We start from the raw sequence: 24477 nt of genomic DNA, 5'->3' as shown, positions 1-24477 counted from the left end.
CGCGGCAGCCTCGCCGTTCATCGTGCACGGGAAGCCGATGCTCTCGCGGGGCGCTGACGATGCCACCCTCCGTAGTCATGCGCGACGTCGCCCTCGAGATGAAGGAGCCCGAGTACGGCCCGAACCCGATCAGGAGACAGGCCGGAGCGACGCGCCACCTCTTCTATGGACAGACGCGTCCGGGTACCCAACGCATCGAGCACGCGGCTATGGCTCGAGTCCCGCTCTGACCCGTCTTCCTCGACTCTTTCGTCGATCGCGCCGTACAACTCCCTCACCTCCTGCGCGGAGGTCACACAGTGTGCGTCGTACTCGCGGAGCAGACGATGACACCCCACCGACGACGCAGACGTCACTGCACCGGGCACGGCGCCGAGTGGGCGACCGAGCGAGGCCGCGTGGCCCGCGGTGTTCAGCGATCCACTTCTCCACCCCGCCTCGACGACGACCGTCGCATGGCCGAGCGCCGCGATCAAACGGTTTCGAGCGAGGAATCGCCACTTGGTGGGCGCCGCCCCACACGGCGGCTCACTCACGAGAGCCCCACGTTCCGCGATCTGACGCAGGAGACTCTGATGGCCGGCAGGATATGCGCGGTCCACGCCGCCGGCGAGGATCGCGATCGTGGCGCCCTGAACGCCGAGTGCGGCACGATGCGCGGCCCCATCGATCCCGTACGCACCACCGGAGACGATCACGGCGCCGGTGGCCGCGAGATCACCCGCCAGTTCGGTCGCCACGTGCTCGCCGTACCCGCTGCAGGCTCGAGCCCCGACGATCGAGACTCGGGGCTCGCGGCCGAGCAACTCCACGCGGCCGCGCACCCACAGCGCGCTCGGGGCGTGTGGGCCGAGATCCGTGAGACCGCGGGGCCATGCGGCGTCTCCCGGGATCACGAGCTGCGCTCGCACGGCGACACCTCCGCGCAGCGCGGCCATGACCGCCCGAGGATCGGCGCGGGGGCGCCAGCGGGCTCGACCGTCGACCAGTGCGCGCGTTGCCGTAGCGCTGGCACCGCCCGGAGGGAGAAGCGACGACGAATCTCCCACAGCGAGAGAAAGCGCATCCGCTGCACCGAGCGATTCGATCAACGATCCGGCCACTGCATCGCCGGGCTCGGCGATCACAGACCAGGCGACACGCGCGACGCAATCGGCCAGCTCATCACCGGGATGGAGGGTGCGGGCGAGGGCGAGGATCTCGGAATCAGCGAGGAGGACATCCATCATCGCGGGAGCCCCCTTCGGAGATGCAGCGCCCGTCCGACCTCATCGATCCCGGGACGATCGAGCTCCGCCAGATCTGCCATCGTCCAAGCCACACGCAGAACGCGATCGTACCCACGGAGCGTGAGGGCGCCGCGCTCGAGGGCTCGATCGAGTGGAGCGCGCACCGCAGGAGCCAGTCGGAGTGCCCCCTGACGCAGACTGGTCCCCGGCGCTTCTGCATTGCGTCGCCACCGCATACTCATCCACCGATGGGCAGCTCGCTCTCGGGCCGCAGCGACGCGTTCTCGAGCCTGCGCCGTCGTCATCGATGGAGAATGATCGCCCATCGCTCGCGATGCCGCGACACGACTCACCTGCAGATCGATGTCGAGACGGTCGCGAAGCGGTCCGGACAAGCGCGTGGAGTATCGCCTGATCGACATGGGTGGGCAGACGCACTCCGCGCCGCGGACACCGTGGTTCCCGCACGGACAGGGGTTCATCGCGAGCAGCAGCTGGAATCTCGCGGGAAACGTGGCGGTGAATCCCGCCCGATGCACCTCGATCGCCCCGGATTCGAGCGGCTGTCGGAGCGCATCGAGTGCGACCCGGGAGAACTCGGCAGCCTCGTCCAGGAACAGCACACCGCGGTGGGCACGTGCGATCGCTCCCGGTCGCGCCGTGCGCGAGCCCCCTCCGACCAGCGATGCGACAGACGCGCTGTGATGCGGCGCCTCGATCGGCGGGAGCACATCGAGCGCTGCGACGGGCTCTCCGCTGAGTGATCGCACCGACGCGACCTCTAGTGCCTCCTGCTCCGTGAGGGACGGCATGATGCCCGGAAGCCTGCGCGCGAGCATCGTCTTACCCGCGCCTGGAGGTCCGCTCAACAGCAGATGATGACCGCCGGCAGCGGCGACGACCAACGCTTCCACGGCATCCTCCTGACCGACGACATCGGCGAGGTCGAGCGTGTCACGTGGTCCGCTCTGAGTCGATGCCAGCACGACCGCCTCCACATCGGGCACTTCGACATCGGCACCGTGCCAGACCGCGACCTCTGCGAGTGAAGCGGCTGCGCGCACATCGACACCCGGTACCAGACGTGCCTCGGCTTCGTTTCCCCGTGGCACGATCACCGATTCGAATCCGGCGCGTGCCGCTGCGAACACCGCCGGCAGAACCCCGAGCACCGGCCGGATCCTGCCGTCGAGACCCAGCTCGCCGATGTGGACCGTCGCCGAGATCGACCGCGGTGAGATGACACCGCCTGCAGCGAGGCAGGCCATGGCAATCCCCAGGTCGAACCCGGCGCCGTGCTTGGGGAGGCTCGCCGGCGACAGATTCACCGTGAGCCGTCGCCGTGGAAGATCCAGCCCGGCGTTCTTGCAGGCGTTGTGCACGCGCTGGACGGCTTCGCCGAGGGACTTGTCGGGGAGCCCGATGATCCGGAACTCCGGTGTCTGGTTCGACATGTCGGCTTCGACCTCGACGAGATGCCCATCGACGCCGGTGAGCGCGACCGCCCAGGTGCGCGAGGTCGTCACGCGATGTCCACGAGGTGCTCGAGCGAGCCGGAGGCCGGATCGGACCCGATGATGCCGATCGCTTCGAGCCGGAGGACGCGCCCTCGCGCCTCCTCCGGATTCTCCGTCGCCCATGCCTGAGCGAGCTGCCAGAGCCGACGTCGCTTGCGAGCGTCGATGGCCTCGAACGGGTGCCCGTAAACGGCGGTCCGTCTCGTCTTGACCTCAACCACCGCGAGGTGGTGGTCGCGCACGGCGACGATATCGATCTCTCCCTGCGCGCACCGCCAGTTCCTGGCGAGCACGGTGTACCCGCGACGCCTCAGATGCTGAGCGGCCCGCTCTTCCCCTGCTCTTCCGAGCTCGTCCTTCGCTGCCATACGGCCAGCTTCACGCGCATGCGGATCGCACGTGGCCGGCGCCGGCGCACAACCCCGGTGGTCGGGGAGAACTCGAACTCGCAGCGCGGGGTGCAGGAACACCGAGATCCGCAACGCGCCGAGAGAGCTCCCCGAGATGCTTCGTCGAGAGGCGCCGTCACTCGCCGTCGAGCGAGAGCTCCTGGGGGAGCTCGAACTCCCGACGCTGCAGTTCCTCGACGTTGACGTCCTTGAACGTCAGCACGCGCACGGCCTTCACGAAGCGGTCGGCTCGGTAGATGTCCCACACCCAGACGTCGGTCATCGAGATCTCGAAATAGAAATCATGCTCGGTGTCACGACGGACGACGTTGACCTCGTTCGCCAGGTAGAACCGCCGCTCGGTCTCGACGACGTACTGGAACTGCGACACCACATCCCGGTACTCCCGGAACAGTGCCAGCTCGAGCTCGCGGTCGTAGTCGTCGAAGGCTTCCTCATCCATGATGTGTCCATCCTAGAGTCGCGGACACCGGGGCGCGTCATCCAGCGGTCGGCCGTGCGCGCCGCGGTCGGCTCAGAAGAGGGTGGGAACGTCGGCGATCGCCCACGACGCGCGGTGGTAGCGGGAGAGCCCGATGGCGCGGATCGCGTCGCGATGCTCGAGGCTGGCATAGCCCTTGTTGCGGTTCCACTGATACGCGGGATACGTCTCGTGGAGCTCCGCCATGTGCTGGTCCCGCGCGACCTTCGCGATCACGGACGCCGCGGAGACGGAGGCGCAGTCTCGGTCGGCTTTGATCACCGGGCGCACGTGGAGCGGCACCGGGTGCGCCCTCGACACATAGTCATGGTTGCCGTCGAGCAGGACGAGAGCGTCGTCGAGCGCGACCCCCTGATCCGCGACGGCCTGCACCGCACGCGACGCGGCAAGACCGAGCGCCCGCATGATGCCGACCTCGTCGACCTCCTCCGCACTCGCCCATCCGACGGCCGACGCCTGCACCCATGCGGCGGCGCGTGCTGCGACTTCAGGTCTGCGCTTCTCCGTCACGAGCTTGGAGTCGCGGAGGCCTTCCGGCACGCGCCGACGCGCGCCTGCGGCATTCATCGCGGCCGCGCCCACGGCGACAGGACCCGCGAGTGCCCCTCGGCCGACCTCATCGAGCGAGATGATCACCTCGCACTCACCGAGGAGGCGCCTCTCGAGAGTGAGTTTCGGTGCGACGACGGTCATTCCGGATCCGGGACGCCGTTGAAGATCTCGTGGTGCCCGTCGATCGGTCCCAGCCTGTTCAACGGCCACGTCGTGAGGAACGCCTTTCCCACGATGTTCTCCATCGGCACGAATCCGCCACTGGGGAGATCCTGGTGCGCACGGGCGTCACGCGAGCGATCGCGGTTGTCTCCGAGCAGCCAGACGGAATCCTCCGGGACCACGACATCGAAGGGCTCGTTGGACGCGGCCGTGTCCCCGGGAGGCAGATTGAGGTAGCTGAGCTCGTCGATGGGCGCGCCGTTGATCGTGATCTGGCCGAGCGCGTTGCAGCACACCACATGATCGCCCGGCAGACCGATCACGCGCTTGACGAGGTGGTCCTGCGAGTCCGTCGCGGAGATGCCCACGAAGTTCAGCACCCAGTCGACGGCCTCGACCAGCGGCGGCTGTGCGGGGGTCTGCGGCTGACCGTCGAGCCACCCGCCCGGATCCTTGAAGACGACCACGTCGCCCCGCTCGTAGTCGGTCCATCGCGGCGTGAGCTCATCGACCAGGATGCGGTCGTTGATCAACAGGGTACGTTCCATCGATGCGGAGGGGATGTAGAACGAACGCACGACGAAGGTCTTCACCACGAACGAGACCAGCGCGGCGATCACGACGATCACGAGGACGTCGCGAAGGAATACGAGGAACCCGCGACGACGTCTGGACGTGGGCGCGGACGGGGATTCGGTCATCAGGTTCCTTCACGATCATGCACCGTCGTGCGGCGACGGTATCTAGGTTCGCACACCGGTGGGAGAACAAAGCACCCCGGGACATCGTGTCCCGGGGTGCTGTGGAGATGCTGCGACTCAGCGGTCGCGCTTCTCCTTGATCTTCGCCTTCTTGCCGCGCAGCTGGCGGAGGTAGTAGAGCTTCGCGCGACGCACGTCACCGCGGGTGACGACCTCGATGTGGTCGATCACCGGGGAGTGCACCGGGAAGGTACGCTCGACGCCGACCTGGAAGCTGATCTTGCGGACCGTGAAGGTCTCGCGCACGCTGTCGCCCTGGCGACCGATGACGACGCCCTGGAAGACCTGGATACGAGAGCGGCTGCCCTCGGTGATGTTGACGTGCACCTTGACGGTGTCACCGGGGAAGAAGTCCGGGATGTCCGAACGGAGGGAAGCCGCGTCGACGGCGTCGAGGATCTGCATGATCGTCTTTCTCTGCACCCGCCACAGGTCGCATGCATGTATTCAAAGGAACAAGAAAAGGAGTGAGCTGTACGGAGCAGACGCGTCCGCGGGCTCCCCTGTGGCAGAGCCGGTCACAGCACAAACATTCATTCTGCCACGGATACGGCGCCCGGCCAAAACGACGACGTCAGTCGCGGGAATCGGTCTCCCGCACCACGATGACCTCGTGCGCGCGCGTCGGCGGTGCCGGCTCATCGACCGTCGGGATCGTGGACCACGTGATGGTCTCGCGCAGTCGGGTACCGCTCCCCTTCGCCTCGTTCCACAGCTGCCACAGCTGCAACCAGATCAGGGCGATCCCCGCCACGATCGCACCGGTGAGCAACCAGGGGAACGCCCCGTCGATGAAGAATCCGACGGCGATGGTGAGCCCGTTCCACACGGTGAATCCCGCCACGTCCCACCAGGAGACGGCGCGCTCGATGCGGACGGACGGCCGTGAACGCGTGAGCAGCGTGAGCAGGAGCTGGCCCAGGAAGACGGACGGCATCGCGATGAGCAGCACCCAGAGGATCGACCAGCCGCCCTGGAAGACTCCCCACCCGATCAGCAGCCAGAGCGGCAGCAGGAACGCCGCCGGAAGGAGCCAGCGGAAGAAGGCCTGTCGCAACCACATGCTCAGATCGTACGTCGCTGCGTCCCCGCGCGTCCCGGTGTTCGCTGAGAGCGGTCGGGGATCCACCGGTGCGGGATCAGGGAGAATGGATACGACGAGAGGACACACCCGATGATCGAACTGCGCACCCCCGCCGAGATCGATGAGATGCGCGCTGCAGGGCGTTTCGTGGCAGAGACGCTGGCGACGCTGCGCGACGAGACGAAGGTCGGGACCAATCTCCTCTCGATCGATCGACGCGCACACGACCTGATCCGCAAAGCCGGAGCCGAGTCCTGCTACATCGACTACCACCCCTCGTTCGGTGCGAGCCCGTTCGGCAAGGTCATCTGCACCTCGGTCAACGACGCCGTCCTGCACGGGCTCCCCCACGACTACACCTTGCGCGACGGCGACCTCGTCACCCTCGACTTCGCCGTCTCCGTCGACGGATGGGTCGCGGACTCCGCAGTCTCGTTCGTCGTCGGGACCGCGCGCGAAGAAGACCTCCGACTCATCGACACCACCGAGCGCGCCTTGGTGGCAGCGATCGACGCCGCGACGGTCGGTAACCGCATCGGCGACATCTCCTCAGCTGTCGCTGCCATCGCCCACGGAGACGGCTACTCGATCAACACCGACTTCGGCGGACACGGCGTGGGGCGCACGATGCACGGGGATCCGCATGTCCCGAACGACGGCCGCGCCGGACGGGGCTTCCCCCTGCGTGCGGGCCTGGTACTCGCGCTGGAGCCCTGGTTCCTTGCGACGACCGACGAACTGGTCACGGACCCGGATGGATGGACTCTGCGCAGCGTCGACGGCTCCCGCGGCGCACACTCGGAGCACACGATCGCCATCACCGAGGACGGACCCCTCATCCTCACGGACCGGTCGTTCCTCGGCGTCGACTGATCGAGTGCGGCCGGTCTCTCAGGCGCGGCGGTAGACGTAGACGTCCGTGACCTGCGGAAGGTCGAGCATCTCTCTTCCACGCGTGTCCGCTGAACTGTCGAGCACCGCCCCGATCTCCCCCAGCATCCGCGCACGCGTCGACTCCTCGGCGACGAGCAGGCTGCTCACCGTCGCCCATCGACGAAGATAGTGGTCGCGCGAGATGCGCTCGGCCCAATGGATCTCCTCCCGGCGGACGAGTTCGAAATGGGGAAGCTCCTCAGCCGCACCGTCGGTCGTCGCGTCGGCCTCGGACACCGCCGGATGAGCGATGCGGTGACAAGCCCGGTCCCAGGTGCACGTCGGATCGGAGCGATTCCAGAGCAGCCCGAGCGCCCCTCGGGGACCAGCACGCGAGCGATCTCGTCGCAGGCCGCGTCACGATCGAACCAGTGGAAGGCCTGGGCAACCGTGACGACGTCCACTGACGCGTCCCCGAGCGGAATCCGCTCCGCTGCTCCGATCTGAGCTTCCACGTCGGGGAGTTTGACTCGCAGCACCTGCAGCATGCGCTCCGACGGCTCCACGGCCACCGTGCGCCGCGCACGATCGACGAGCAGTTCGGTGAACTTGCCGGTCCCGGCACCCAGGTCCAGCCCGACGTCGACGGTTGTCGGAACGATCATGGCCGCCGCTGCCTCCGGGAATCCGGGGCGGTATCTGTCGTAATCGTCACCGATGATCTCGAACGACCTTGCGAGCGCATGTTCAGGCATGAATCGACGTTACCAAGGCTCATCTCACAACCCGCGGGTCCGGGAACTTCGGCGTATGCCATTCTGAATCCATGATTCCGCAGGACCGTCATGTGCCGGAGCGGGTGCTCCTCGCTCGGCACGGGCAGACCGTGTGGAACGTCGAGCACCGACTCCAAGGCCAGCTCGACTCTCCACTGACAGAGGCCGGTGTCGCCCACGCCCACGCGATCGCGGACAGACTCGTGGGCGCTCACGTGCTCACCGTGTGCACCAGCCCTCTCGGCAGAGCGATGCGGACGGCGATCATCATCGCCGATCGGATCGGAGCGGAACTGATCGAGGTGCCGGAGCTCGCAGAGGTCGACCACGGTGAGCTCGCCGGGATGACATGGGAAGAGATCGACGAGGTCTACCCGACCGCCAGAGAGGAACGCGCCGCCAACCGCTATGGCTGGGCATTCCCGGGCGGGGAGAGCTACGCGCAGGCCAGGTCTCGGGCGCGGAAGGCGCTCAGCAACTGCGGGTGGGCGGCCGAGGGCGTCCCCCTGCTCGTGAGCCACGAGATGATCGGACGCATGCTGCGCGCGGAGTTGCGAGGGCTGGACGCATCGAGTGCGCTCGGTCTACGGCATCCGCACGGTGTGGTCTTCGATATCGAACGCGGGTCCGAGCGGATTCTCTGAGGCGGACGTTGACGCCGGGCCCGACGGGATTCAGATCTGCCCGTCGATCACGATGACGCGGCTTCGCCCTCCGCAAGCAGGTCGGGTCGACGGGTTCGGGTCCGCACGAACTGCTGCTCGCGACGCCAGGCGGCGATCGCGGCATGATTGCCGCTGAGCAGAACGTCCGGCACGGCACGCTCACGCCATGACGCGGGCTTCGTGTAGGACGGATACTCCAGCAGTCCGTCCTCGTGCGACTCCTCGACGAGGCTCTCGGGGTTGCCGACGACACCGGGGATGAGTCGGCCGATCGCCTCGATCATCGCCATGGTCGCGACCTCGCCCCCATTGAGGACGTAGTCGCCGAGGCTGATCAACCGGACCTCGCCGAGATCGGCGGCGAACTCGAACACGCGCTCGTCGATGCCCTCGTAACGACCACAGCCGAAGACGAGATGCTCACGGGTCGCCAACTCACGTGCGGTCTTCTGGGTGAAGACCTCCCCCGCCGGCGACGGGAAGATGATGGTCGGTCGCTGCCCGTCCTCGGTGTCGGAGGAACCGGCGATCTCGTCGAGCGCGAGCCCCCAGGGCTCCGGCTTCATGACCATGCCGGCGCCGCCGCCGTACGGCGTGTCGTCCACCGTCCGGTGACGGTCCGAGGTCCAGTCGCGCAGGTCTCGCACACGCAGGTCGATGAGACCCGTGCTCTGCGCCTTCCCGAGCAGGGACAGCGTCAGGCCGTCGAAGTAGGACGGGAAGATGGAGAGGACGTCGATGCGCACGGAGGAACCGTATCAGCGGTCACGCGGACGCGTCGGCGTCCGGGGCGACCTGTGGCTCGGCGTCCGCGATCTCTGCGATCTCTTCGAAGAGTCCCGGCGGCGGCGTCACGATGACGCGGCCCTCCTGCACATCGACGGTCGGGACGATGGCGGCGACGAACGGAACCATGACCTCGTCTTCGCCGGCCTTGACGATGAGGAGATCCTGTGCCGGGAAGTGCTCAACCCGTATGACCCGCCCGATGACCGTGTCGTCTCGGACGACATCGAGTCCGACGAGCTGATGGTCGAACCATGCGTCGTCCTCGACCTCGTCGGCGTCCTGGTCGATCCACAGGATCGCCCTGACGAGGCTGTCGGCGGCGTCACGGTCGTCGACGTCTTCGAAGAAGACGACGGGATTGCCGTTCATCACGCGGTACTCGCGCACCGTGATCTGCTTGCCGTGCCACGGAGATGCCTCTGGCACCTGCAAGGTGAATCCGGCACCGGGGGTGAAACGACCCTCGGGGTTGTCCGTGTACAGCTCGAGCTTGAGCCCACCCTTGAGTCCGTGCGCCTTGACGAGGCGTCCGACACGCAGCTGGTTCTTGCCCTGATTGCGGTCCTTCGGCACCACGTCAGTCGTCCGCGACATCGACGCGGACCCGACGCCCGTCAGCGAGTGCGCTGACGAGGGTGCGAAGGGCCTTCGCAGTGCGGCCGCCGCGCCCGATCACGCGTCCACGGTCATCGGGGTGCACGCGCACCTCGAGGAGGTCGCCTCGCGGCGACGTGGATTCGTTGATGCGAACATCCTCCGGGTGATCGACGATCCCCTTGACGATGTGTTCGAGCGCGGCGGCGAGCACGACGGATTACTCTGCGTCTGCTGCGGGAGCCTCAGCGGCCTCCGCGTCGGCCGCGGCGGGAGCCTCCTCAGCGGGAGCCTCGGCCTTCTTCTCGACCTTGGGCTTGACGACGGACTTCTTGGACGCGTCGATCTCGAAGGGGACCTTCGGCTCGGCGACCTTGAGCGTGGACTTCGCGTCCTTGTCGCCCTTGAACTTGCCCCAGTCGCCCGTGATCTTGAGGATGGCGGCGACCTGCTCGGTCGGCTGCGCGCCGACGGAGAGCCAGTACTGCGCCCGCTCGGAGTCGACCTCGATGAACGAGGGCTCCTCGGTGGGGTGGTACTTGCCGATCTCCTCGATCACGCGACCATCGCGCTTGGTCTTCGAGTCGGCGACGACGATGCGGTAGTACGGCGCACGGATCTTGCCCAGGCGCTTGAGACGAATCTTGACAGCCACGATTCTCCTGAATTGTGTGGAAGGAAACGAACCGGTCGCCTGGAGAGTGGGGTGCACACCCGGCGGAAGCTCAAATGAGTGTGGACACCTGCTGGATAGAGGGTCGAGCAGGTGGTCCAGCCCTCTATTCTGCCAGATGCGCGCGCCAGGCGCGAAACGTGGGGAAACCGCCGTTGCCGTGTCGCATGCCTCGCGTGCCAGACTGTGCGGGTGAAGCTCGAGTTCGCCTCATCCGCCCGGTCCACCGTCGGCCTCGAATGGGAGATCATGCTCGCGGACCCCGCGAGCGGTGACCTCGTCGGTCGCGCCCCCGAACTTCTCGCCGCGCTCGAGGCCGAGAGCGCCGACGAGCGTCATACGGTCACCGGCGAACTGCTCACCAACACGATCGAGGTCACGAGCGGTATCGGCGATTCCGTGGCTCATGCGGTCGACGACATCGCGAACGCCATCACCGCGGTGCGGGCCGCGACCGATCCGGCGGGTGTCGAGCTGCTCTCGGCCGGAAGCCACCCCTTCGCGCAGTGGTACGACCAACAGGTGACGGACAAGTCGCGCTACCACACCCTGATCGAGCGCACCCAGTGGTGGGGACGCAACATGATGATCTGGGGAATCCACGTGCACATCGGCGTCGAGGACCAGCGCAAGGTCTTCCCCATCATCAACGCTCTCGCCGGGTTCCTCCCGCACCTGCAGTCGCTGGCGGCGTCGAGCCCGTTCTGGGCGGGAGAACGCACCGGATATGCCTCCAACCGCGCACTCGTGTTCCAGCAGCTTCCCACCGCCGGCCTGCCGTGGCCGCTGCACGACTGGTCGCAGTACGAGTCCTACCTCGATGACATGGTGCGCACGGGTGTCATGGCCGACGCGACCGAGGTGCGCTGGGATATCCGTCCCGCTCCACGCTGGGGCACCATCGAGGTCCGCGCGTGCGACGGGCTCTCCACCCTGCCGGAACTTGCATCGGTCGCGGCGCTCGTCCAGGTGCTCGTCGAGGACTTCTCACGACAGCTCGACGAGGGGAAGGCACTTCCGGAGCTTCCCGCCTGGTTCCACCGCGAGAACAAGTGGCGCGCCGCGCGCTACGGGCTGGAGGCCCGCGTGATCGTCGATGCCGACGGCACGCAGCGCCCGGTGCGCGAGCATCTGACGGAGACGCTCGAAGCCCTCACCCCGACAGCCGTCGAGCTCGGCTGCGGTCGCGAGTTCGGCGGCATCGCCACGATCCTGGAGGGAGGCGCAAGCTACGCGCGACAACTCGCGGTGGCGGATGCCGCGGGGGGCGACCTCTCAGCGGTGGTGCACCACCTGATCCGCGAGTTCCGCTCCGGGCCGGAGTCCTCCACCGACGAGCCCTAGCGGTCGAGGGCAGCGAGCTCAGTCCTCGACGAGGCGCCTCGCGAGCCCTTCGTCCAGGACGACATCCGTGATCAGGCCAGCGGCCAGGGCCGCGCGGAGACTCACCAGCTTCGGGATTCCCGAGACGACACACACGCGACGCGGGACGCGACGCAGACGGTCGAGGCCGGGACCCGTGGCTCTGGCATTCACACGGATGTCGCGCCAGGACCCGTCGGAACGGAAGAACACCGTCGCGACGTCGCCGATGGCGTGGTCCTCCCGAAGGCTGCGATAGTCATCGCGTCCGAGATAGCCCCCGACGTAGACCCGACTCGGAACCTCGGCGGCGGGCGAGCCGAGGCTGAACACGGCGACGTCCATCTTCGCCTGCAGATCGAGCACACGACGAGTGCTGCGCTCACGCCACATGGCCTCGCGGGTGGCAGGGTCATCGAAGAACGCGGGAACGGGGAACTGCTGTACCTGTGCACCGAAGGCGCTGCCGAACCGTTGCAGGATGTCACTGGAGTACTCCACGCCGGTCGTCTGCGTGTTCCCGGCCCCGTTGAGCTGCACGAAGGTCGTGTTGTGCGTCTCCTTCTGCGTGAGCCCGCGACTCACCGCACTGATGGTCGAGCCCCATGCGACGCCGATCACCATGTTCGAGTCGACGAACTGCGACAGCAGCCGTCCGGCGGTGAGCGCAACGCGCTCGAGACGTTCGACCTCGCTGAGGATCTCCGGCATCGGCACGACGTGCGCCGCCACCCGATGCCTGTCGCGAATCCGATGCTCGAGCATGCCGAGGCGTTCGAGCGGGGAGTTGATCCGGATGTCGACCAGGCCGCTCTCCCGCGCGAAGCTCAGCAGCCGCGAGACCGAGGACCGGGAGGTGCCGAGCTCTTTCGCGATGACTTCCATCGTCTTGTCCTGCATGTAGTAGAGCTGCGCGGCGGTGAGCGCCGCGATCAGCTTGCTGTCGCGGGATTCCGCGCTTGCACCGGGCATGATGACCTCCTCGCCCTCGATCCTTGCACATATGTGCAGTGGGCTTGCGCGGGATGTCACACAGGTCGATGCTGGTTGGCAAGTAAGGAAGAGAGGGTCGACGATGATCGATTCGACACACTCGTCAGCGGAGCGCGCGGAGATTCGCGCCGTCCGTGAATCCGGACGCACCAGCGTCCTCGTCATCGGCGGGGGGATCAACGGCATCTCCACGTTCCGCGACCTGGCTCTGCAGGGCGTCGATGTCGTGCTCGTCGAGCGAGGGGACTTCGCCTCCGGCGCATCCTCCGCATCGAGCCACATGATCCACGGCGGGATCCGCTACCTCGAGAACGGTGAGTTCCGGCTCGTGCGCGAGTCCGTCGAGGAGCGCAACGGCCTGCTCAAGATCGCCCCGCACTACGTCAAGCCGCTGCAGACGACCATCCCGATCTACTCGACATTCTCGGGCATCCTCTCCGCTCCCCTGCGCTTCCTCACGCACAAGAGCGGAAAGCCCCAGGAACGGGGCGCGTTCCTGATCAAGGTCGGCCTCACGATCTACGACACCTTCTCCCGTGACGGAGGGATGGTGCCTCGCCATCGGTTCCTCGGCCGCAAGAAGTCTCTCGCCGAGCTTCCCTCGCTCGACCCGAAGATCAAGTACACCGCCACGTACTACGACGCCTCGATGCACGACCCGGAGCGCCTCGCGCTCGACGTGCTGCAGGACGGACGCACGGCGCACCCGGGAGCGCACGCTCTCAACTACGTCGAGGCCATCGCCCGCGACGGCGACAAGGTCGTCCTCCGCGACCGCGAGAGCGGCACGGAGTTCACTGTGCAGGCTGACGTGGTCGTCAATGCCTCCGGCCCCTGGACCGACCTCACCAATGACGCGCTGGGCACGGACACCCGCTTCATGGGCGGCACCAAGGGCTCGCACATCGTGCTGGATCACCCAGAGCTGCTCGAGGCGACGCGGGGGCGGGAGATCTTCTTCGAGCACTCCGACGGCCGCATCGTACTCATCTACCCGCTCAAGGGACGCGTCCTGGTCGGCACCACCGACATCGACGCCGACCCGCGCGAGGTGCCGGTGTGCACCGAGGAGGAGGTCGACTACTTCTTCGACCTGATCCACCACGTCTTCCCGACGATCCCCGTGGCACGCGACCAGATCGTGTACAAGTTCTCTGGTATCCGTCCGCTGCCGCGCCATGAGGACACCGCTCCCGGATTCGTCTCCCGCGACTATCGCATCGAAGTCGACGAGAAGGGCGCAGTCCCCCTCGTGAGCCTCGTCGGCGGAAAGTGGACGACGTTCCGCGCGCTCGGCGAATCGCTCTCCGACGTCGTGCTCGGCCTCATCGACCGCACCAGGACCGTCTCCACCGCGGGACGCGCGATCGGCGGCGGCCGGGAGTTCCCGCGCACCGAGAAGGCCAAGCGCATCTGGATCCAGGAGAACCTTCCCGGCGCCGGTGCCCGCGCCGATCAGCTGCTCGCCCGCTACGGCACCCGGGCCGCCCAGGTCTGGGAGTACGTCGAGCAGGGAACGGACGCTCCGCTTGCCGGCGGCGCCCTCTCCACGCGCGAACTCGAGTGGATGGTGCAGAACGAGATGGTGGCGCGCCTCGAGGATGTCGTCCTGCGTCGCACCAGCATCGCGTTCACCGGTGGCGCCGATGCCGAGGTCCTCGACGAGATCGCCGACGCGCTCGCGCCGATGCTCGGCTGGGATCGCTCGCGTCACGACGCCGAGCTCGAGCAGACGCGCCAGCTGCTGAACGAACGACACGGACTCGATATCCCGTCCCGCACCCGCGGCTGACGGGGTCTCGGACTGCCGCCCTCCTCGCGGCGCAACTCCCATAACGTGTCGGGGCAGAGGGGCCCCGACACACAAGAAAGGTCAAAGAAGACATGGCTGATGTGAATCTCGGTCTCTACTTCCTCTCCGAGCTGGTCGGCACAGCGATGCTCGTGCTGCTCGGATGTGGTGTCGTCGCCAACGTGGCCCTCGCGAAGAACAAGGGCTTCGGCGGCGGCTTCCTGATGGTCAACTGGGGATGGGGCCTCGCGGTCTTCGCCGGTGTGCTCGTCTCCGCCTACTCCGGTGCGATCCTCAACCCGGCCGTCGGCATCGGCCTGCTGCTCGCGGGCAAGATCAGCTTCGTGATGTTCCTGACGGCCACGGCCGCTGAACTCGTCGGAGCGATCCTCGGTGCCATCGTCACGTGGCTCGCATACAAGCAGCACTTCGATGAGGAGCCCGACCCGGCCAACAAGCTCGGCGTGTTCTCGACCGGCCCCGCGATCCGCTCGTACGGCTGGAACCTCGTCACCGAGATCATCGGTACCTTCGTGCTCGTGTTCGTGATCTTCGCGTTCGCCGACTACGGCGACATCGAGGTCGGCACCCCCGGCGGCCTCGGACCGCTCACCGCGCTCCCCGTGGCACTCCTCGTGGTCGCGATCGGCGCCTCCCTCGGTGGCCCGACCGGCTACGCGATCAACCCGGCGCGTGACCTCGGCCCGCGTATCGCTCACGCGATCCTCCCGATCAAGGGCAAGGGCTCCAGCGACTGGTCCTACTCGTGGGTCCCGGTGGTCGGTCCGCTCATCGGTGGCGCGATCGCCGCCGCTGCAGCGCCCGTCCTGCTGCACCTCGCCTGAACGACCTGAATTCAAAGGAGAACACAATGGCTGACTACATCCTCGCCATCGACCAGGGAACCACTTCGAGCCGCGCGATCATCTTCGACAAGAAGGGCAGCATCATCGCGACGGGCCAGAAGGAGCACGAGCAGATCCTGCCGAAGGCCGGCTGGGTCGAGCACGACGCCTCCGAGATCTGGCGCAACGTCCAGGAGGTCATCGGCCTGGCTCTGAGCCGCGCCGACCTCACCCGCCACGACATCGCCGCAGTGGGTATCACCAACCAGCGCGAAACCGCGGTGGTCTGGGACAAGACCACGGGAAAGCCCGCCTACAACGCGATCGTGTGGCAGGACACGCGCACCCAGGCGATCGTGGACCGACTGGCTGCTGACGGCGGCGTCGAGCGGTTCAAGCCGATCGTCGGTCTGCCCCTGGCCACGTACTTCTCGGGTACCAAGATCGCCTGGATCCTGGAGAACGTCGATGGAGCCCGTGAGAAGGCGGAAGCCGGCGACCTGATCTTCGGCACGACCGACAGCTGGGTTCTCTGGAACCTCACCGGTGGCGTCGACGGTGGAGTGCACGTCACCGACGTGACCAACGCCTCGCGCACGATGTTCATGGACCTCGAGACGCTCGAATGGCGCGACGACATCCTCGAGGCCTTCGGTGTGCCGCGGTCGATGATGCCGGAGATCCGCTCGTCCTCGGAGGTCTACGGCGCGGCGGAGGACTCCTCGCTGCTTCGCGAGACCCCGATCGCCGGCATCCTGGGCGACCAGCAGGCGGCGACGTTCGGTCAGGCGGCGTTCCAGAAGGGCGAGAGCAAGAACACCTACGGAACGGGCTGCTTCCTGATCTTCAACACGGGCGAGGAGATCGTCCACTCGAAGAACGGGCTGCTCACCACCGTCGGCTACAAGCTGGGCGACCAGCCCACGCATTACGCCCTCGAAGGCTCGATCGCCGTCACCGGATCGCTGATCCAGTGGCTGCGCGACCAGCTCGGCATCATCTCCTCGGCACCCGAGGTCGAGGAGTTGGCCGACAAGGTCGAGGACAACGGCGGGGTCTACATCGTGCCGGCGTTCTCCGGTCTGTTCGCTCCGTACTGGCGTCCCGACGCCCGAGGCGCGATCGTCGGACTCACCCGGTACGCGAACAAGAACCACATCGCTCGCGCAGCTCTAGAAGCGGTCGCCTTCCAGACGCGTGACGTGCTGGATGCCGTGAACGCGGACGCCGGCGTGGATCTCACCGAGCTCAAGGTCGACGGCGGCATGGTGGCGAATGATGCGCTCATGCAGTTCCAGGCAGACGTCCTCGGCGTGCCGGTCGTTCGCCCGGTGGTCGCGGAGACCACGGCGCTCGGTGCGGCCTACGCGGCCGGACTCGCGGTCGGATTCTGGAACGGGCTCGACGACCTCTCCGCCAACTGGCAGGAGGACAAGCGCTGGGAACCCTCCATGGAGGAGGCCGAGCGCGACCGCCAGCTGCGCCTGTGGCGCAAGGCGATCACCAAGTCGATGGACTGGGTCGACGACGACGTGAAGTGATCTGACGTGACAGCGAAGCGGGTCCGGAGTCCAACTCCGGACCCGCTTCGTCGTGTGCGGGTGTATCAATGACGTCATCCATCACGGCCATGAAGGCGCGGGCGACGTTCCGTGGCGAGACGCCACCCCAGGCGAGGTGCTCGACGCGTACAGGGCCGCCGCGCACTTCCACCGTGGCCACGTCGAAACCGGAGCGATCGACGGTGCCCGGCGCCAGCAGGGTCACTGCCAGCCCTGCCTCGACGAGTCCCAGGATGAGGGTCGCGGAGTCGGCCTCGAAGGCGACGTCACGCGTCAGGCCCGCAGCAGCGAACGCCCCGTCGCTCTGCGCACGACCGGAGGTCGCCGCGGGGAAGTCCGCGAACGTCATCCCCGCGACATCGTCGAGCGCGATGCTCTCCGCATCCGCGAGTTCGTGCCCGCGAGGGAAGACGGCGACGAGGGGATCCCGAGAGAGGACACGCGACTCCACCCCCTCTGGATCGACACCCTCTCGCAGTCCGAGCAGCGCGATGTCGAGCTCGTCGTTTCGGAGCCTGCGGGCGAGGACATCGCTGTTCCCTACCTGCAGTTCCACCCTGACGAGCGGGTAGGCCCCACGGTAGGCGACGAGCACCGCGGGGAGGTCGATGGCGGTCACCGTCGGGATGACGCCGATTCGCAGCGTGCCTTCCACGACGCCGTCGACGGCGGCGGCGTCCTCCTTCGCCTGGTCTGCTGACCGAAGCGCGCGCCGCGCGTGTGCGACGAACGCCTGACCTGACTCTGTCACGCGCACATGGCGACTCGACCGTGCGAACAGTCGGCGGCCGAGTTCACGCTCGAGTGACGCGATCTGGTGGCTCAACGCCGATTGGGTGACGAAGCACCGTTCGGCGGCACGGGTGAAGCTCAGCGTCTCGGCGACTTCGACGACATAGCGGAGCTGTTGAAGTTCCATGCTTCCATGATCTCGGTTCATGTATGCGGTGACAACCATGCGTTGGACTCATCACTTTGGTCCTCGCAGGCTGGAAGCATGAGCCGCCTGCCCCTGGTGCTACTGACCGCCCTCGCCCCCATCGCATGGGGCACGACCTACCTCGTCACGACAGAACTGCTCCCGCCCGGGCACCCGCTGTTCGCCGGGCTCCTCCGCTCCCTCCCCGCGGGGCTCCTGGCAGTCCTCATCAGCGGGTGTCTCCCCCGCGGCGGGTGGTGGGGAAAGTCGTTCATCCTGGGAGCGCTCAACATCGGCGCCTTCTTCCCGCTGCTGTTCCTGGCCGCGGAGCGGCTCCCTGGCGGCGTCGCAGCCGCGGTCGCGGGTGCGCAGCCGCTTATCGTCCTCGTCCTCGGAGCGCTCGTGCTGCAAGAACGGATCCGGCCGCTCGCCGCCGCCGCTGCCGTCGTCGGCGCTGGCGGAGTGGCCCTGGTGGTCCTGGGTCCCGCCGCCGAGCTGGATCTCTGGGGGATCCTCGCCGCTGTCGGAGGCGTCACCGCGACGGGAGCGGGGATGATCCTGACGAAGCGATGGGGCCGGCCGGTTGGCGTCGGACCCGTCGCCTACGCCGGGTGGCAGCTCAGCGCGGGAGGGCTTCTGCTGCTGCCGTTGACACTGATCGTCGAAGGCGTGCCCCAGACCATCGACGGTAGCGCCGTGCTCGGATATCTGTGGCTCGGGACGGCGGGCGGGATCGTCGCCTACACGCTCTGGTTCCGCGGCGTCCAGCAGCTCCCGGTCATCGCGCCGGGGCTCCTCGCGCTGCTCTCCCCCATCGTCGCGACGACGCTCGGCGTCGTGGTCGCCGGGGAGCGATTCAGCCCCCTCCAGGCCATCGGCCTCGTCCTGACTCTGGGCGCACTCGTGCTGGGGCAGCTGGCCTCGCGGCCCAATCGGCTCACTGCCGCGCCCGCCCCGCATGCAACGGCCGCGGATGCTCTCACGGCGCCGCGCTGAGCGGAGTCAGCCCTTGCCGAAGAGCTTCTGGATCTCGGCGAGGTCGGCTTCGCTCGGAGCTTGAGCTGCCCCGCCGCCCAAACCGAATCCGGAGCCGGTCGGCGTCGCGGACGATGCGATCCCCGCGTTCTCGGCCGCGCGCTTGGCCGGGTTGCCTGAACGCGATCCACCGGAGGACTTGCCCTTCTTGCCGCGCTTGGAAGAAGCGCCGGGACGCCCCATCCCGGGCACCGGCCCCATACCGGGGATGTTCGGGGTGCCGCCGCGCGCCACCGTCTTCATCATCTTCGCGGCCTGCTCGAAGCGCTGCACGAGCTGGTTCACGTCGGTGACGGTCATACCGGAACCCTTGGCGATGCGCAGACGGCGCGATCCGTTCAGGACCTTGGGGTTGCGGCGCTCCCCCGGCGTCATCGAGCGGATGATGGCCTCCGTGCGGTCGATCTCCCGCTCATCGAAGTCGTCGAGCTGCTGCTTCATCTGGCCCATGCCCGGGAGCATCCCGAGCATCTTCTTCATCGAGCCCATCTTCTTCATCTGCTGAAGCTGGTCGAGGAAGTCCTCGAGGGTGAAGGCCTCGGTCGCGAGCTTCTCGGCCATCTTCATGGCCTCTTCCTCATCGAAGGCCTGCTGGGCCTGCTCGATGAGGGTGAGGATGTCGCCGAGGTCGAGGATGCGGCTCGCCATGCGGTCGGGGTGGAAGGGCTCGAGGTCCTCGAGTCGCTCACCGGTCGAGGCGAAGATGATCGGCCGGCCGGTCACGGAGGCCACCGAGAGCGCGGCGCCACCGCGGGCGTCGCCGTCGAGCTTGGAGAGCACGACTCCGGTGAAGTCGACGCCGTCCTGGAACGCCTTGGCGGTGTTCACGGCGTCCTGACCGATCATCGCGTCGATGACGAACAGGACCTCGTCGGGGTTGACAGCCTTGCGGATGTCCGCCGCCTGCTTCATGAGCTCGGCGTCCACGCCGAGGCGGCCGGCGGTGTCGATGATCACGACATCGTGCTGCTGACGACGTGCGTAGTCGACACCGTCTCGAGAGACCTTCACGGGATCTCCGACGCCGTTGCCAGGCTCGGGGGCGTAGATCGACGCACCGGCCTGCTCCGCGACGACCTGAAGCTGGTTGACCGCGTTCGGACGCTGGAGGTCGGCGGCGACGAGCAGAGGCGTGTGCCCTTCGCCCTCGAGCTGCTTCGCGAGCTTGCCGGCGAAGGTGGTCTTACCGGAGCCCTGCAGGCCGGCGAGCATGATCACCGTCGGTGCCGTCTTCGCGAACTGCAGACGGCGCTGCTCTCCGCCGAGGATCTGCACGAGCTCTTCATTGACGATCTGGACGACCTGCTGCGCGGGGTTCAGCGCCTTGTTGACCTCATCGCCGAGTGCGCGTTCGCGGACCTTCGCGGTGAACTCCTTGACGACGACGAGCGCGACGTCGGCATCGAGCAGGGCGCGTCGGATCTCGCGGACGGTGCCGTCGACGTCGGCCGCGGTCAGCTTTCCCTTCGTGCGCAGATTGCGGAAGGTCTCGGTGAGCCGATCGGAGAGCGTGCCAAATGTAGCCATGGTGCTCCGATTCTACGCGAGCCGAGGCCGGTCGCTCAGCCCCGCGCGGGAGTCAGGACCAGGGAAGGTCGTGGATCGTTCCCAGGGCTTCCCTCAGGACCGTCTCCGGCGTCCCCCGTCCGGCTCCCTGTTCCGCCCACACGCGCAGTGAGGAGAGCACGGCGGCCGCGTGTGCCGCCCCGAGGATGTCGGCACGGATGACGTCGACTCCCGAGGCGGACGCCGCGCGTGACACCGCCGCGGACAGACGGGCGAGGCGGAGACCGGTGTCACGGATGAGCTCGCCCTCCACCCCCATCGCTGCGGCATTGCGCAGCGCCAAGGCAAGGGGGTCCGGTGCGAAATCGTGCACGATCGACAGCAGTATGTCGTGAACCGCGTCGCCGGTCGTCGCCCTGCCGAGCTGTTCCAGCGAGGCGATGGCCTGTCCGATCCGTTCGTCGACGCCCGACCACAGCACGTCGCTCTTGGACGCGAAGTAGTTGAAGAAGCTGGACCGGCTGACGCCAGCGCGCTGCGTGATGTCCGCCACAGATGTCGCGTCGTATCCGCGCTCCAGGAAGAGCTCGCATGCTGCTTCTGCGAGGGTCTCCCGCGACGACGCCTTGGGTCGCCCGGCTCTGCCAGTGGAACTCATGTCCTCACGTTATCGCGGGGGCGGGTCGAGAGCGCCGCCCCCGCTCGCCGAGGGGTATTGTTGTCCTCAGTCCATTTACGCAATGAAGGCGGTTCTGTGATGCTCGAGATCCTCACGCCCGGGTTCGCTCCGACGTTCGTGCCGTACATCGACGGGTGGGAGCTTCAGCGTCGCGTCCACGCCGATGTCGTCGACGGCACCCGTCCCGACACGCTGATCCTCCTCGAGCACGAGGCCGTCTACACCGCGGGCAAGCGCACGGAACCCCAGGAGCGGCCACAGGACGGCACCCCCGTGATCGACGTCGATCGGGGCGGGAAGATCACCTGGCACGGGCCGGGGCAGCTCGTGGGCTATCCGATCGTGCGACTCCCCGAGCCGATCGATGTCGTCGCGCACGTGCGCCGTCTGGAGCGCCTCCTGATCGACGTGCTGCGCCCCTTCGGCGTCGACGGCTATCAGGTCGAGGGCCGCAGCGGGGTCTGGGTACGCCGGCCACTCTCGGAGGACAAGGTGGCGGCGATCGGAGTGCGCGTGCAGCAGGGGGTCACGATGCACGGCTTCGCCATCAACTGCGACAACTCGCTGGCCGGCTTCCGCGGCATCATCCCGTGCGGCATCACCGATGCCGGCGTCACTACGGTGAGCGAGGTGGTGGGGTCCGCCGTCCCGCCCCTCGACCTCGTCGACGCCGTCACCCGCGCCTTCCTCGCCGAGTACACGACCACCGAACTGACAGGAGCCTTCGCATGACCGCCGCCCCCGAGGGTCGCAAGCTCCTCCGCCTCGAGATCCGCAACGCCGAGACACCGATCGAGCGCAAGCCGGAGTGGATCAAGACGAAGGCGAAGATGGGCCCGGAGTACACGGCGCTGCATTCGCTCGTGAAGAGCGAGGACCTGCACACGGTCTGCCAGGAGGCGGGCTGCCCGAACATCTACGAGTGCTGGGAAGACCGAGAGGCGACCTTCCTCATCGGTGGCTCCCAGTGCACCCGCCGCTGCGACTTCTGCCAGATCGACACGGGCAAGCCCGCCGACTACGACACCGACGAGCCCCGCCGGGTTGCGGAGAGCGTCGTCCGGATGAACCTCCGGTACGCCACCGTCACGAGCGTGGCCCGCGACGACCTCCCGGACACCGGCGCCTGGCTCAACGCCGAGACGGTGCGCAAGATCCATGAGCTGAACCCGAACACCGGTGTGGAGCTGCTCGCCAACGAGCACAACGCCGATCCGGCGTTCCTGGGGCAGATCTTCGACGCGCGCCCCGAGGTGTTCGCGCACAATGTCGAGACGGTGCCCCGCATCTTCAAGCGCATCCGGCCGGCGTTCCGCTACGAGCGCTCGCTCGACGTCCTGACCCAGGCCCGGGACGCCGGACTGATCACGAAGTCCAACCTCATCCTCGGGATGGGTGAGGAACCCGAAGAGGTGGTGCAGGCGCTCAACGATCTGCACGACGCCGGCTGCGACATCATCACGATCACGCAGTACCTGCGACCGACACCCCGCCACCACCCGGTCTCACGCTGGGTGAAGCCGGCCGAGTTCGTCGAGTTCAAGGAGGAAGCCGAGCGCATCGGATTCCTCGGTGTTCTGGCGGGTCCCCTCGTGCGGTCGTCGTATCGGGCCGGTCGACTGTGGGCGCAGTCCATGACGTCGAAGGGACGCGAGATCCCCGCACACCTCGCGCATATCGCCGAGAGCGCAGATCTCGGTTTCGCGCAGGCCGTCTGACCTGAGTGCTGCCCGGCCCCGTCCGGGCGGCGGATCAGTCCGCGCTCATGACGGACTGAACGCTGCCGTCCGAGCCGAGATTCACGAGCAGCACCTCGTCCGTCGAGCTGTCGTCGAGCGCATACTCGAGCACCGCGAACGGTTCGGAGCCTCCGTGCTCATCGGCGAGGATCGTCATGCTCATCAACCGGAGCGATCGGATGATGTCGACGGCGGCGTCGCCCGAGACATCGACGAGGACATCCGGCAGATCGTCGCCGTACGTCTCCTGCTGCTGGAGGATGTACTCGGTCACCTCGCTCGTGCGGTCATCGACTTCGGCGAGCATGCCACGCCGGGCGGTGTCGTCGACGCTCTCGAGGCCTGCGATGAGCGAGGCGGCGATGTCGAGCGCATCCGCGGAAACGTCGTCCTGATCCGGCGCGGTCAGATCGACGGTGACACTCTGGTCGCCGAGCTCCACGGTCTCCGACCAGAAGATCGAGCCGTCCGGGCCTGAGGACAGGAGTCCGAAGTAGTCGTGTTCGATCGCCATAACGCTATGAAACCAGCCTCGTGCTCAGTGCGGTAGTCCCGTCATCAACCGACCAACGACTGGACGAACACATGGGGGGTGAAACCGGTCAGGTCATCGATCCCCTCGCCCTGTCCGAGCAGCTTCACCGGGATACCGGTGCGCTCCTGCACCGCCAGCACGAACCCGCCCTTGGCCGACCCGTCGAGCTTGGTGAGGACGAGTCCGGTGACGCCGGCGTGCTCGAGGAAGGCCTCGGCCTGCATGACACCGTTCTGGCCCGTGGTGGCGTCCAGCACGAGCAGCACCTCGCTGATCGGCGCCTGCTTCTCGATCACGCGCCGGACCTTCGAGAGCTCGTCCATGAGGCCGCCCTTGGTGTGCAGACGCCCGGCCGTGTCGATGATGGCGATCTCGATGCCCTCGCGCTTGGCATACTCGACCGTCTGGAACGCGACGGATGCCGGATCCTGACCTTCCTGCTGAGGCCGCACGATCGCGGCTCCACCGCGCTGCGCCCAGGTGGCGAGCTGGTCGACGGCGGCCGCGCGGAAGGTGTCGGCCGCGCCGACCACGACACTGCGCTGATAGCCACGGAGGAACTTCGTGAACTTGCCGATGGTCGTCGTCTTCCCGACGCCGTTGACGCCCACGACGAGGACGACAGCTGGACGCTCGGTGAGCTTCAGCGTCGTGTCGAACTTCGCGAAGTGCTCCTCCAACGTCTCCCGCAGCATCCGCTGGAGATCCTTGGGGTCGGTGGTGCGGTACCGCTCGACCTTCGCACGCAGCTCATCCACGACGCGTTCGCTGATGTCCGGGCCGAAGTCGGCCGTCAGGAGAGCGGTCTCCAGGTCCTCCCAGGTCGTCTCATCGATGGTGGGCTTGACGAACATGCCGCGCAGTGCGCGACCAAGAGACCAGGACTTCTCCGCCATCACTCCAGCCTACGGGTTGTGCGAGTGGATGCTCCGCGCGCAAGCCCG

The 24477-nt window shown here is 67.3% G+C and carries 28 protein-coding genes and 1 pseudogene; 9 read left to right on the top strand and 20 right to left on the bottom strand.

From position 1 onward, the window contains the following. Nucleotides 1-17 precede the first annotated feature (17 nt). The 8 genes from dprA to ACLFA2_RS17920 form a co-directional block, all read right to left on the bottom strand. Complete coding sequence (gene dprA / locus ACLFA2_RS17955) at nt 18-1229, bottom strand: DNA-processing protein DprA (protein WP_426621748.1); 1212 nt, start codon at nt 1227-1229, stop codon at nt 18-20. Beyond that, entirely contained in the window at nt 1226-2755 is a 1530-nt protein-coding gene (locus tag ACLFA2_RS17950) for a YifB family Mg chelatase-like AAA ATPase (RefSeq protein ID WP_021200476.1), read from the bottom strand. Before ACLFA2_RS17950 ends, dprA begins: the two co-directional genes overlap by 4 nt. After that, on the bottom strand, nt 2752-3114 hold the full coding sequence (locus tag ACLFA2_RS17945) for a YraN family protein (RefSeq protein WP_021200475.1): 363 nt from the start codon (nt 3112-3114) through the stop codon (nt 2752-2754). Before ACLFA2_RS17945 ends, ACLFA2_RS17950 begins: the two co-directional genes overlap by 4 nt. 157 nt (nt 3115-3271) lie before the next feature. Continuing rightward, on the bottom strand, nt 3272-3598 hold the full coding sequence (locus ACLFA2_RS17940) for a DUF2469 family protein (protein ID WP_017830719.1): 327 nt from the start codon (nt 3596-3598) through the stop codon (nt 3272-3274). Between the two features lie 72 nt (nt 3599-3670). Further along, nucleotides 3671-4330: a ribonuclease HII gene (locus ACLFA2_RS17935; protein ID WP_021200474.1), complete on the bottom strand. Its 660-nt coding sequence runs from the start codon at nt 4328-4330 to the stop codon at nt 3671-3673. Beyond that, nucleotides 4327-5052: a signal peptidase I gene (lepB, locus tag ACLFA2_RS17930; protein WP_021200473.1), complete on the bottom strand. Its 726-nt coding sequence runs from the start codon at nt 5050-5052 to the stop codon at nt 4327-4329. The genes ACLFA2_RS17935 and lepB overlap by 4 nt, the downstream gene beginning before the upstream one ends. 117 nt (nt 5053-5169) lie before the next feature. Next, nucleotides 5170-5517, bottom strand: coding sequence for a 50S ribosomal protein L19 (gene rplS / locus ACLFA2_RS17925; protein ID WP_017830722.1), 348 nt, complete (start codon nt 5515-5517; stop codon nt 5170-5172). A gap of 169 nt (nt 5518-5686) precedes the next feature. After that, the gene (locus ACLFA2_RS17920) at nt 5687-6175 is read right to left on the bottom strand and encodes an MFS transporter permease (RefSeq protein WP_167254211.1); all 489 of its coding nucleotides are present in this window, start codon (nt 6173-6175) and stop codon (nt 5687-5689) included. A gap of 111 nt (nt 6176-6286) precedes the next feature. On the opposite strand from ACLFA2_RS17920, the gene map reads away from it, so the two are divergent. After that, nucleotides 6287-7069, top strand: a complete 783-nt coding sequence (map, locus tag ACLFA2_RS17915) for a type I methionyl aminopeptidase (protein ID WP_426621747.1) — start codon at nt 6287-6289, stop codon at nt 7067-7069. Between the two features lie 18 nt (nt 7070-7087). Here map and ACLFA2_RS17910 read toward each other — a convergent pair whose 3' ends face one another. Both ACLFA2_RS17910 and ACLFA2_RS17905 read right to left on the bottom strand, forming a co-directional pair. Then, on the bottom strand, nt 7088-7366 hold the full coding sequence (locus ACLFA2_RS17910; protein WP_426622489.1) for a hypothetical protein: 279 nt from the start codon (nt 7364-7366) through the stop codon (nt 7088-7090). A gap of 125 nt (nt 7367-7491) precedes the next feature. Then, nucleotides 7492-7734 (bottom strand): annotated as a pseudogene (locus ACLFA2_RS17905) (class I SAM-dependent methyltransferase); the annotation flags it as partial. Between the two features lie 161 nt (nt 7735-7895). On the opposite strand from ACLFA2_RS17905, the gene ACLFA2_RS17900 reads away from it, so the two are divergent. Beyond that, nucleotides 7896-8489 carry a histidine phosphatase family protein gene (locus ACLFA2_RS17900; RefSeq protein WP_426621746.1) on the top strand — a complete coding sequence of 198 codons (594 nt, stop codon included), beginning with the start codon at nt 7896-7898 and terminating at the stop codon, nt 8487-8489. A 47-nt stretch (nt 8490-8536) separates the two neighbouring features. On the opposite strand, the gene trmD is transcribed toward ACLFA2_RS17900, so the two are convergent. Genes trmD through rpsP form a run of 4 tightly spaced genes read right to left on the bottom strand, consistent with a single transcriptional unit; the run spans nt 8537 to nt 10548 of the window. Then, entirely contained in the window at nt 8537-9256 is a 720-nt protein-coding gene (trmD, locus tag ACLFA2_RS17895) for a tRNA (guanosine(37)-N1)-methyltransferase TrmD (protein WP_021200462.1), read from the bottom strand. A gap of 19 nt (nt 9257-9275) precedes the next feature. Further along, nucleotides 9276-9893: a ribosome maturation factor RimM gene (gene rimM, locus ACLFA2_RS17890; protein ID WP_046398980.1), complete on the bottom strand. Its 618-nt coding sequence runs from the start codon at nt 9891-9893 to the stop codon at nt 9276-9278. Further along, a complete protein-coding gene (locus ACLFA2_RS17885; protein WP_017830729.1) occupies nt 9877-10107 on the bottom strand; it encodes an RNA-binding protein in 231 nt (76 codons plus the stop codon). The genes rimM and ACLFA2_RS17885 overlap by 17 nt, the downstream gene beginning before the upstream one ends. A gap of 6 nt (nt 10108-10113) precedes the next feature. Continuing rightward, nucleotides 10114-10548 carry a 30S ribosomal protein S16 gene (rpsP, locus tag ACLFA2_RS17880; protein ID WP_021200460.1) on the bottom strand — a complete coding sequence of 145 codons (435 nt, stop codon included), beginning with the start codon at nt 10546-10548 and terminating at the stop codon, nt 10114-10116. Between the two features lie 267 nt (nt 10549-10815). Between rpsP and ACLFA2_RS17875 the strand changes: the two genes are divergently transcribed. Continuing rightward, entirely contained in the window at nt 10816-11910 is a 1095-nt protein-coding gene (locus tag ACLFA2_RS17875) for a glutamate--cysteine ligase (protein WP_426622486.1), read from the top strand. Between the two features lie 18 nt (nt 11911-11928). Here ACLFA2_RS17875 and ACLFA2_RS17870 read toward each other — a convergent pair whose 3' ends face one another. Then, entirely contained in the window at nt 11929-12900 is a 972-nt protein-coding gene (locus tag ACLFA2_RS17870) for a sugar-binding transcriptional regulator (protein WP_426621745.1), read from the bottom strand. A gap of 103 nt (nt 12901-13003) precedes the next feature. On the opposite strand from ACLFA2_RS17870, the gene ACLFA2_RS17865 reads away from it, so the two are divergent. The 3 genes from ACLFA2_RS17865 (at nt 13004) to glpK (ending at nt 17099) form a co-directional block, all read left to right on the top strand. Then, nucleotides 13004-14713, top strand: a complete 1710-nt coding sequence (locus ACLFA2_RS17865) for a glycerol-3-phosphate dehydrogenase/oxidase (protein ID WP_021200457.1) — start codon at nt 13004-13006, stop codon at nt 14711-14713. A gap of 92 nt (nt 14714-14805) precedes the next feature. Beyond that, nucleotides 14806-15558: an MIP/aquaporin family protein gene (locus ACLFA2_RS17860; RefSeq protein ID WP_021200456.1), complete on the top strand. Its 753-nt coding sequence runs from the start codon at nt 14806-14808 to the stop codon at nt 15556-15558. A gap of 26 nt (nt 15559-15584) precedes the next feature. After that, entirely contained in the window at nt 15585-17099 is a 1515-nt protein-coding gene (glpK, locus tag ACLFA2_RS17855) for a glycerol kinase GlpK (protein ID WP_021200455.1), read from the top strand. Here the strand turns inward: glpK and ACLFA2_RS17850 are convergent. Then, nucleotides 17059-18039 carry a LysR family transcriptional regulator gene (locus tag ACLFA2_RS17850; RefSeq protein WP_426621744.1) on the bottom strand — a complete coding sequence of 327 codons (981 nt, stop codon included), beginning with the start codon at nt 18037-18039 and terminating at the stop codon, nt 17059-17061. The genes glpK and ACLFA2_RS17850 overlap by 41 nt on opposite strands. Nucleotides 18040-18117: 78 nt before the next feature. Here ACLFA2_RS17850 and ACLFA2_RS17845 point away from each other — a divergent pair, with 78 nt between their 5' ends. Then, nucleotides 18118-19035: an EamA family transporter gene (locus ACLFA2_RS17845; protein ID WP_426621743.1), complete on the top strand. Its 918-nt coding sequence runs from the start codon at nt 18118-18120 to the stop codon at nt 19033-19035. A 6-nt stretch (nt 19036-19041) separates the two neighbouring features. Here the strand turns inward: ACLFA2_RS17845 and ffh are convergent, their stop codons facing one another. Together ffh and ACLFA2_RS17835 are read right to left on the bottom strand one after the other, a co-directional pair. Further along, entirely contained in the window at nt 19042-20601 is a 1560-nt protein-coding gene (gene ffh, locus ACLFA2_RS17840; protein WP_021200451.1) for a signal recognition particle protein, read from the bottom strand. Between the two features lie 52 nt (nt 20602-20653). Then, nucleotides 20654-21238: a TetR/AcrR family transcriptional regulator gene (locus ACLFA2_RS17835; RefSeq protein WP_167254224.1), complete on the bottom strand. Its 585-nt coding sequence runs from the start codon at nt 21236-21238 to the stop codon at nt 20654-20656. Between the two features lie 99 nt (nt 21239-21337). Here ACLFA2_RS17835 and lipB point away from each other — a divergent pair, with 99 nt between their 5' ends. Together lipB and lipA are read left to right on the top strand one after the other, a co-directional pair. Further along, entirely contained in the window at nt 21338-21991 is a 654-nt protein-coding gene (gene lipB / locus ACLFA2_RS17830) for a lipoyl(octanoyl) transferase LipB (RefSeq protein ID WP_021200449.1), read from the top strand. Beyond that, on the top strand, nt 21988-22977 hold the full coding sequence (lipA, locus tag ACLFA2_RS17825; RefSeq protein ID WP_167254228.1) for a lipoyl synthase: 990 nt from the start codon (nt 21988-21990) through the stop codon (nt 22975-22977). Before lipB ends, lipA begins: the two co-directional genes overlap by 4 nt. Nucleotides 22978-23011: 34 nt before the next feature. Here lipA and ACLFA2_RS17820 read toward each other — a convergent pair whose 3' ends face one another. Further along, nucleotides 23012-23512 carry a DUF2004 domain-containing protein gene (locus ACLFA2_RS17820; RefSeq protein ID WP_120775831.1) on the bottom strand — a complete coding sequence of 167 codons (501 nt, stop codon included), beginning with the start codon at nt 23510-23512 and terminating at the stop codon, nt 23012-23014. Nucleotides 23513-23556: 44 nt separating this feature from the next. Continuing rightward, a complete protein-coding gene (gene ftsY, locus ACLFA2_RS17815) occupies nt 23557-24429 on the bottom strand; it encodes a signal recognition particle-docking protein FtsY (RefSeq protein WP_167254230.1) in 873 nt (290 codons plus the stop codon). Nucleotides 24430-24477 lie beyond the last annotated feature (48 nt).

It is taken from the genome of Microbacterium sp. As-52, assembly GCF_049949185.1.
Classification (GTDB): domain Bacteria; phylum Actinomycetota; class Actinomycetes; order Actinomycetales; family Microbacteriaceae; genus Microbacterium; species Microbacterium maritypicum_A.
Note: the sequence above shows the minus strand (reverse complement) of the source record. Positions and strands in the feature narration are given on the sequence as shown.

Bases quoted from the DNA above. Each gene is read 5' to 3' on its own strand.
- dprA (WP_426621748.1), bottom strand. From the start codon at position 1,229: ATGATGGATGTCCTCCTCGCTGATTCCGAGATCCTCGCCCTCGCCCGC.
- ACLFA2_RS17945 (WP_021200475.1), bottom strand. From the start codon at position 3,114: ATGGCAGCGAAGGACGAGCTCGGAAGAGCAGGGGAAGAGCGGGCCGCT.
- ACLFA2_RS17940 (WP_017830719.1), bottom strand. From the start codon at position 3,598: ATGGATGAGGAAGCCTTCGACGACTACGACCGCGAGCTCGAGCTGGCA.
- ACLFA2_RS17935 (WP_021200474.1), bottom strand. From the start codon at position 4,330: ATGACCGTCGTCGCACCGAAACTCACTCTCGAGAGGCGCCTCCTCGGT.
- lepB (WP_021200473.1), bottom strand. From the start codon at position 5,052: ATGACCGAATCCCCGTCCGCGCCCACGTCCAGACGTCGTCGCGGGTTC.
- rplS (WP_017830722.1), bottom strand. From the start codon at position 5,517: ATGCAGATCCTCGACGCCGTCGACGCGGCTTCCCTCCGTTCGGACATC.
- ACLFA2_RS17920 (WP_167254211.1), bottom strand. From the start codon at position 6,175: ATGTGGTTGCGACAGGCCTTCTTCCGCTGGCTCCTTCCGGCGGCGTTC.
- map (WP_426621747.1), top strand. From the start codon at position 6,287: ATGATCGAACTGCGCACCCCCGCCGAGATCGATGAGATGCGCGCTGCA.
- ACLFA2_RS17900 (WP_426621746.1), top strand. From the start codon at position 7,896: ATGATTCCGCAGGACCGTCATGTGCCGGAGCGGGTGCTCCTCGCTCGG.
- rimM (WP_046398980.1), bottom strand. From the start codon at position 9,893: ATGTCGCGGACGACTGACGTGGTGCCGAAGGACCGCAATCAGGGCAAG.
- ACLFA2_RS17875 (WP_426622486.1), top strand. From the start codon at position 10,816: ATGCTCGCGGACCCCGCGAGCGGTGACCTCGTCGGTCGCGCCCCCGAA.
- ACLFA2_RS17870 (WP_426621745.1), bottom strand. From the start codon at position 12,900: ATGCCCGGTGCAAGCGCGGAATCCCGCGACAGCAAGCTGATCGCGGCG.
- ACLFA2_RS17865 (WP_021200457.1), top strand. From the start codon at position 13,004: ATGATCGATTCGACACACTCGTCAGCGGAGCGCGCGGAGATTCGCGCC.
- ACLFA2_RS17860 (WP_021200456.1), top strand. From the start codon at position 14,806: ATGGCTGATGTGAATCTCGGTCTCTACTTCCTCTCCGAGCTGGTCGGC.
- glpK (WP_021200455.1), top strand. From the start codon at position 15,585: ATGGCTGACTACATCCTCGCCATCGACCAGGGAACCACTTCGAGCCGC.
- ACLFA2_RS17850 (WP_426621744.1), bottom strand. From the start codon at position 18,039: ATGGAACTTCAACAGCTCCGCTATGTCGTCGAAGTCGCCGAGACGCTG.
- ACLFA2_RS17845 (WP_426621743.1), top strand. From the start codon at position 18,118: ATGAGCCGCCTGCCCCTGGTGCTACTGACCGCCCTCGCCCCCATCGCA.
- ffh (WP_021200451.1), bottom strand. From the start codon at position 20,601: ATGGCTACATTTGGCACGCTCTCCGATCGGCTCACCGAGACCTTCCGC.
- ACLFA2_RS17835 (WP_167254224.1), bottom strand. From the start codon at position 21,238: ATGAGTTCCACTGGCAGAGCCGGGCGACCCAAGGCGTCGTCGCGGGAG.
- lipB (WP_021200449.1), top strand. From the start codon at position 21,338: ATGCTCGAGATCCTCACGCCCGGGTTCGCTCCGACGTTCGTGCCGTAC.
- lipA (WP_167254228.1), top strand. From the start codon at position 21,988: ATGACCGCCGCCCCCGAGGGTCGCAAGCTCCTCCGCCTCGAGATCCGC.
- ACLFA2_RS17820 (WP_120775831.1), bottom strand. From the start codon at position 23,512: ATGGCGATCGAACACGACTACTTCGGACTCCTGTCCTCAGGCCCGGAC.
- ftsY (WP_167254230.1), bottom strand. From the start codon at position 24,429: ATGGCGGAGAAGTCCTGGTCTCTTGGTCGCGCACTGCGCGGCATGTTC.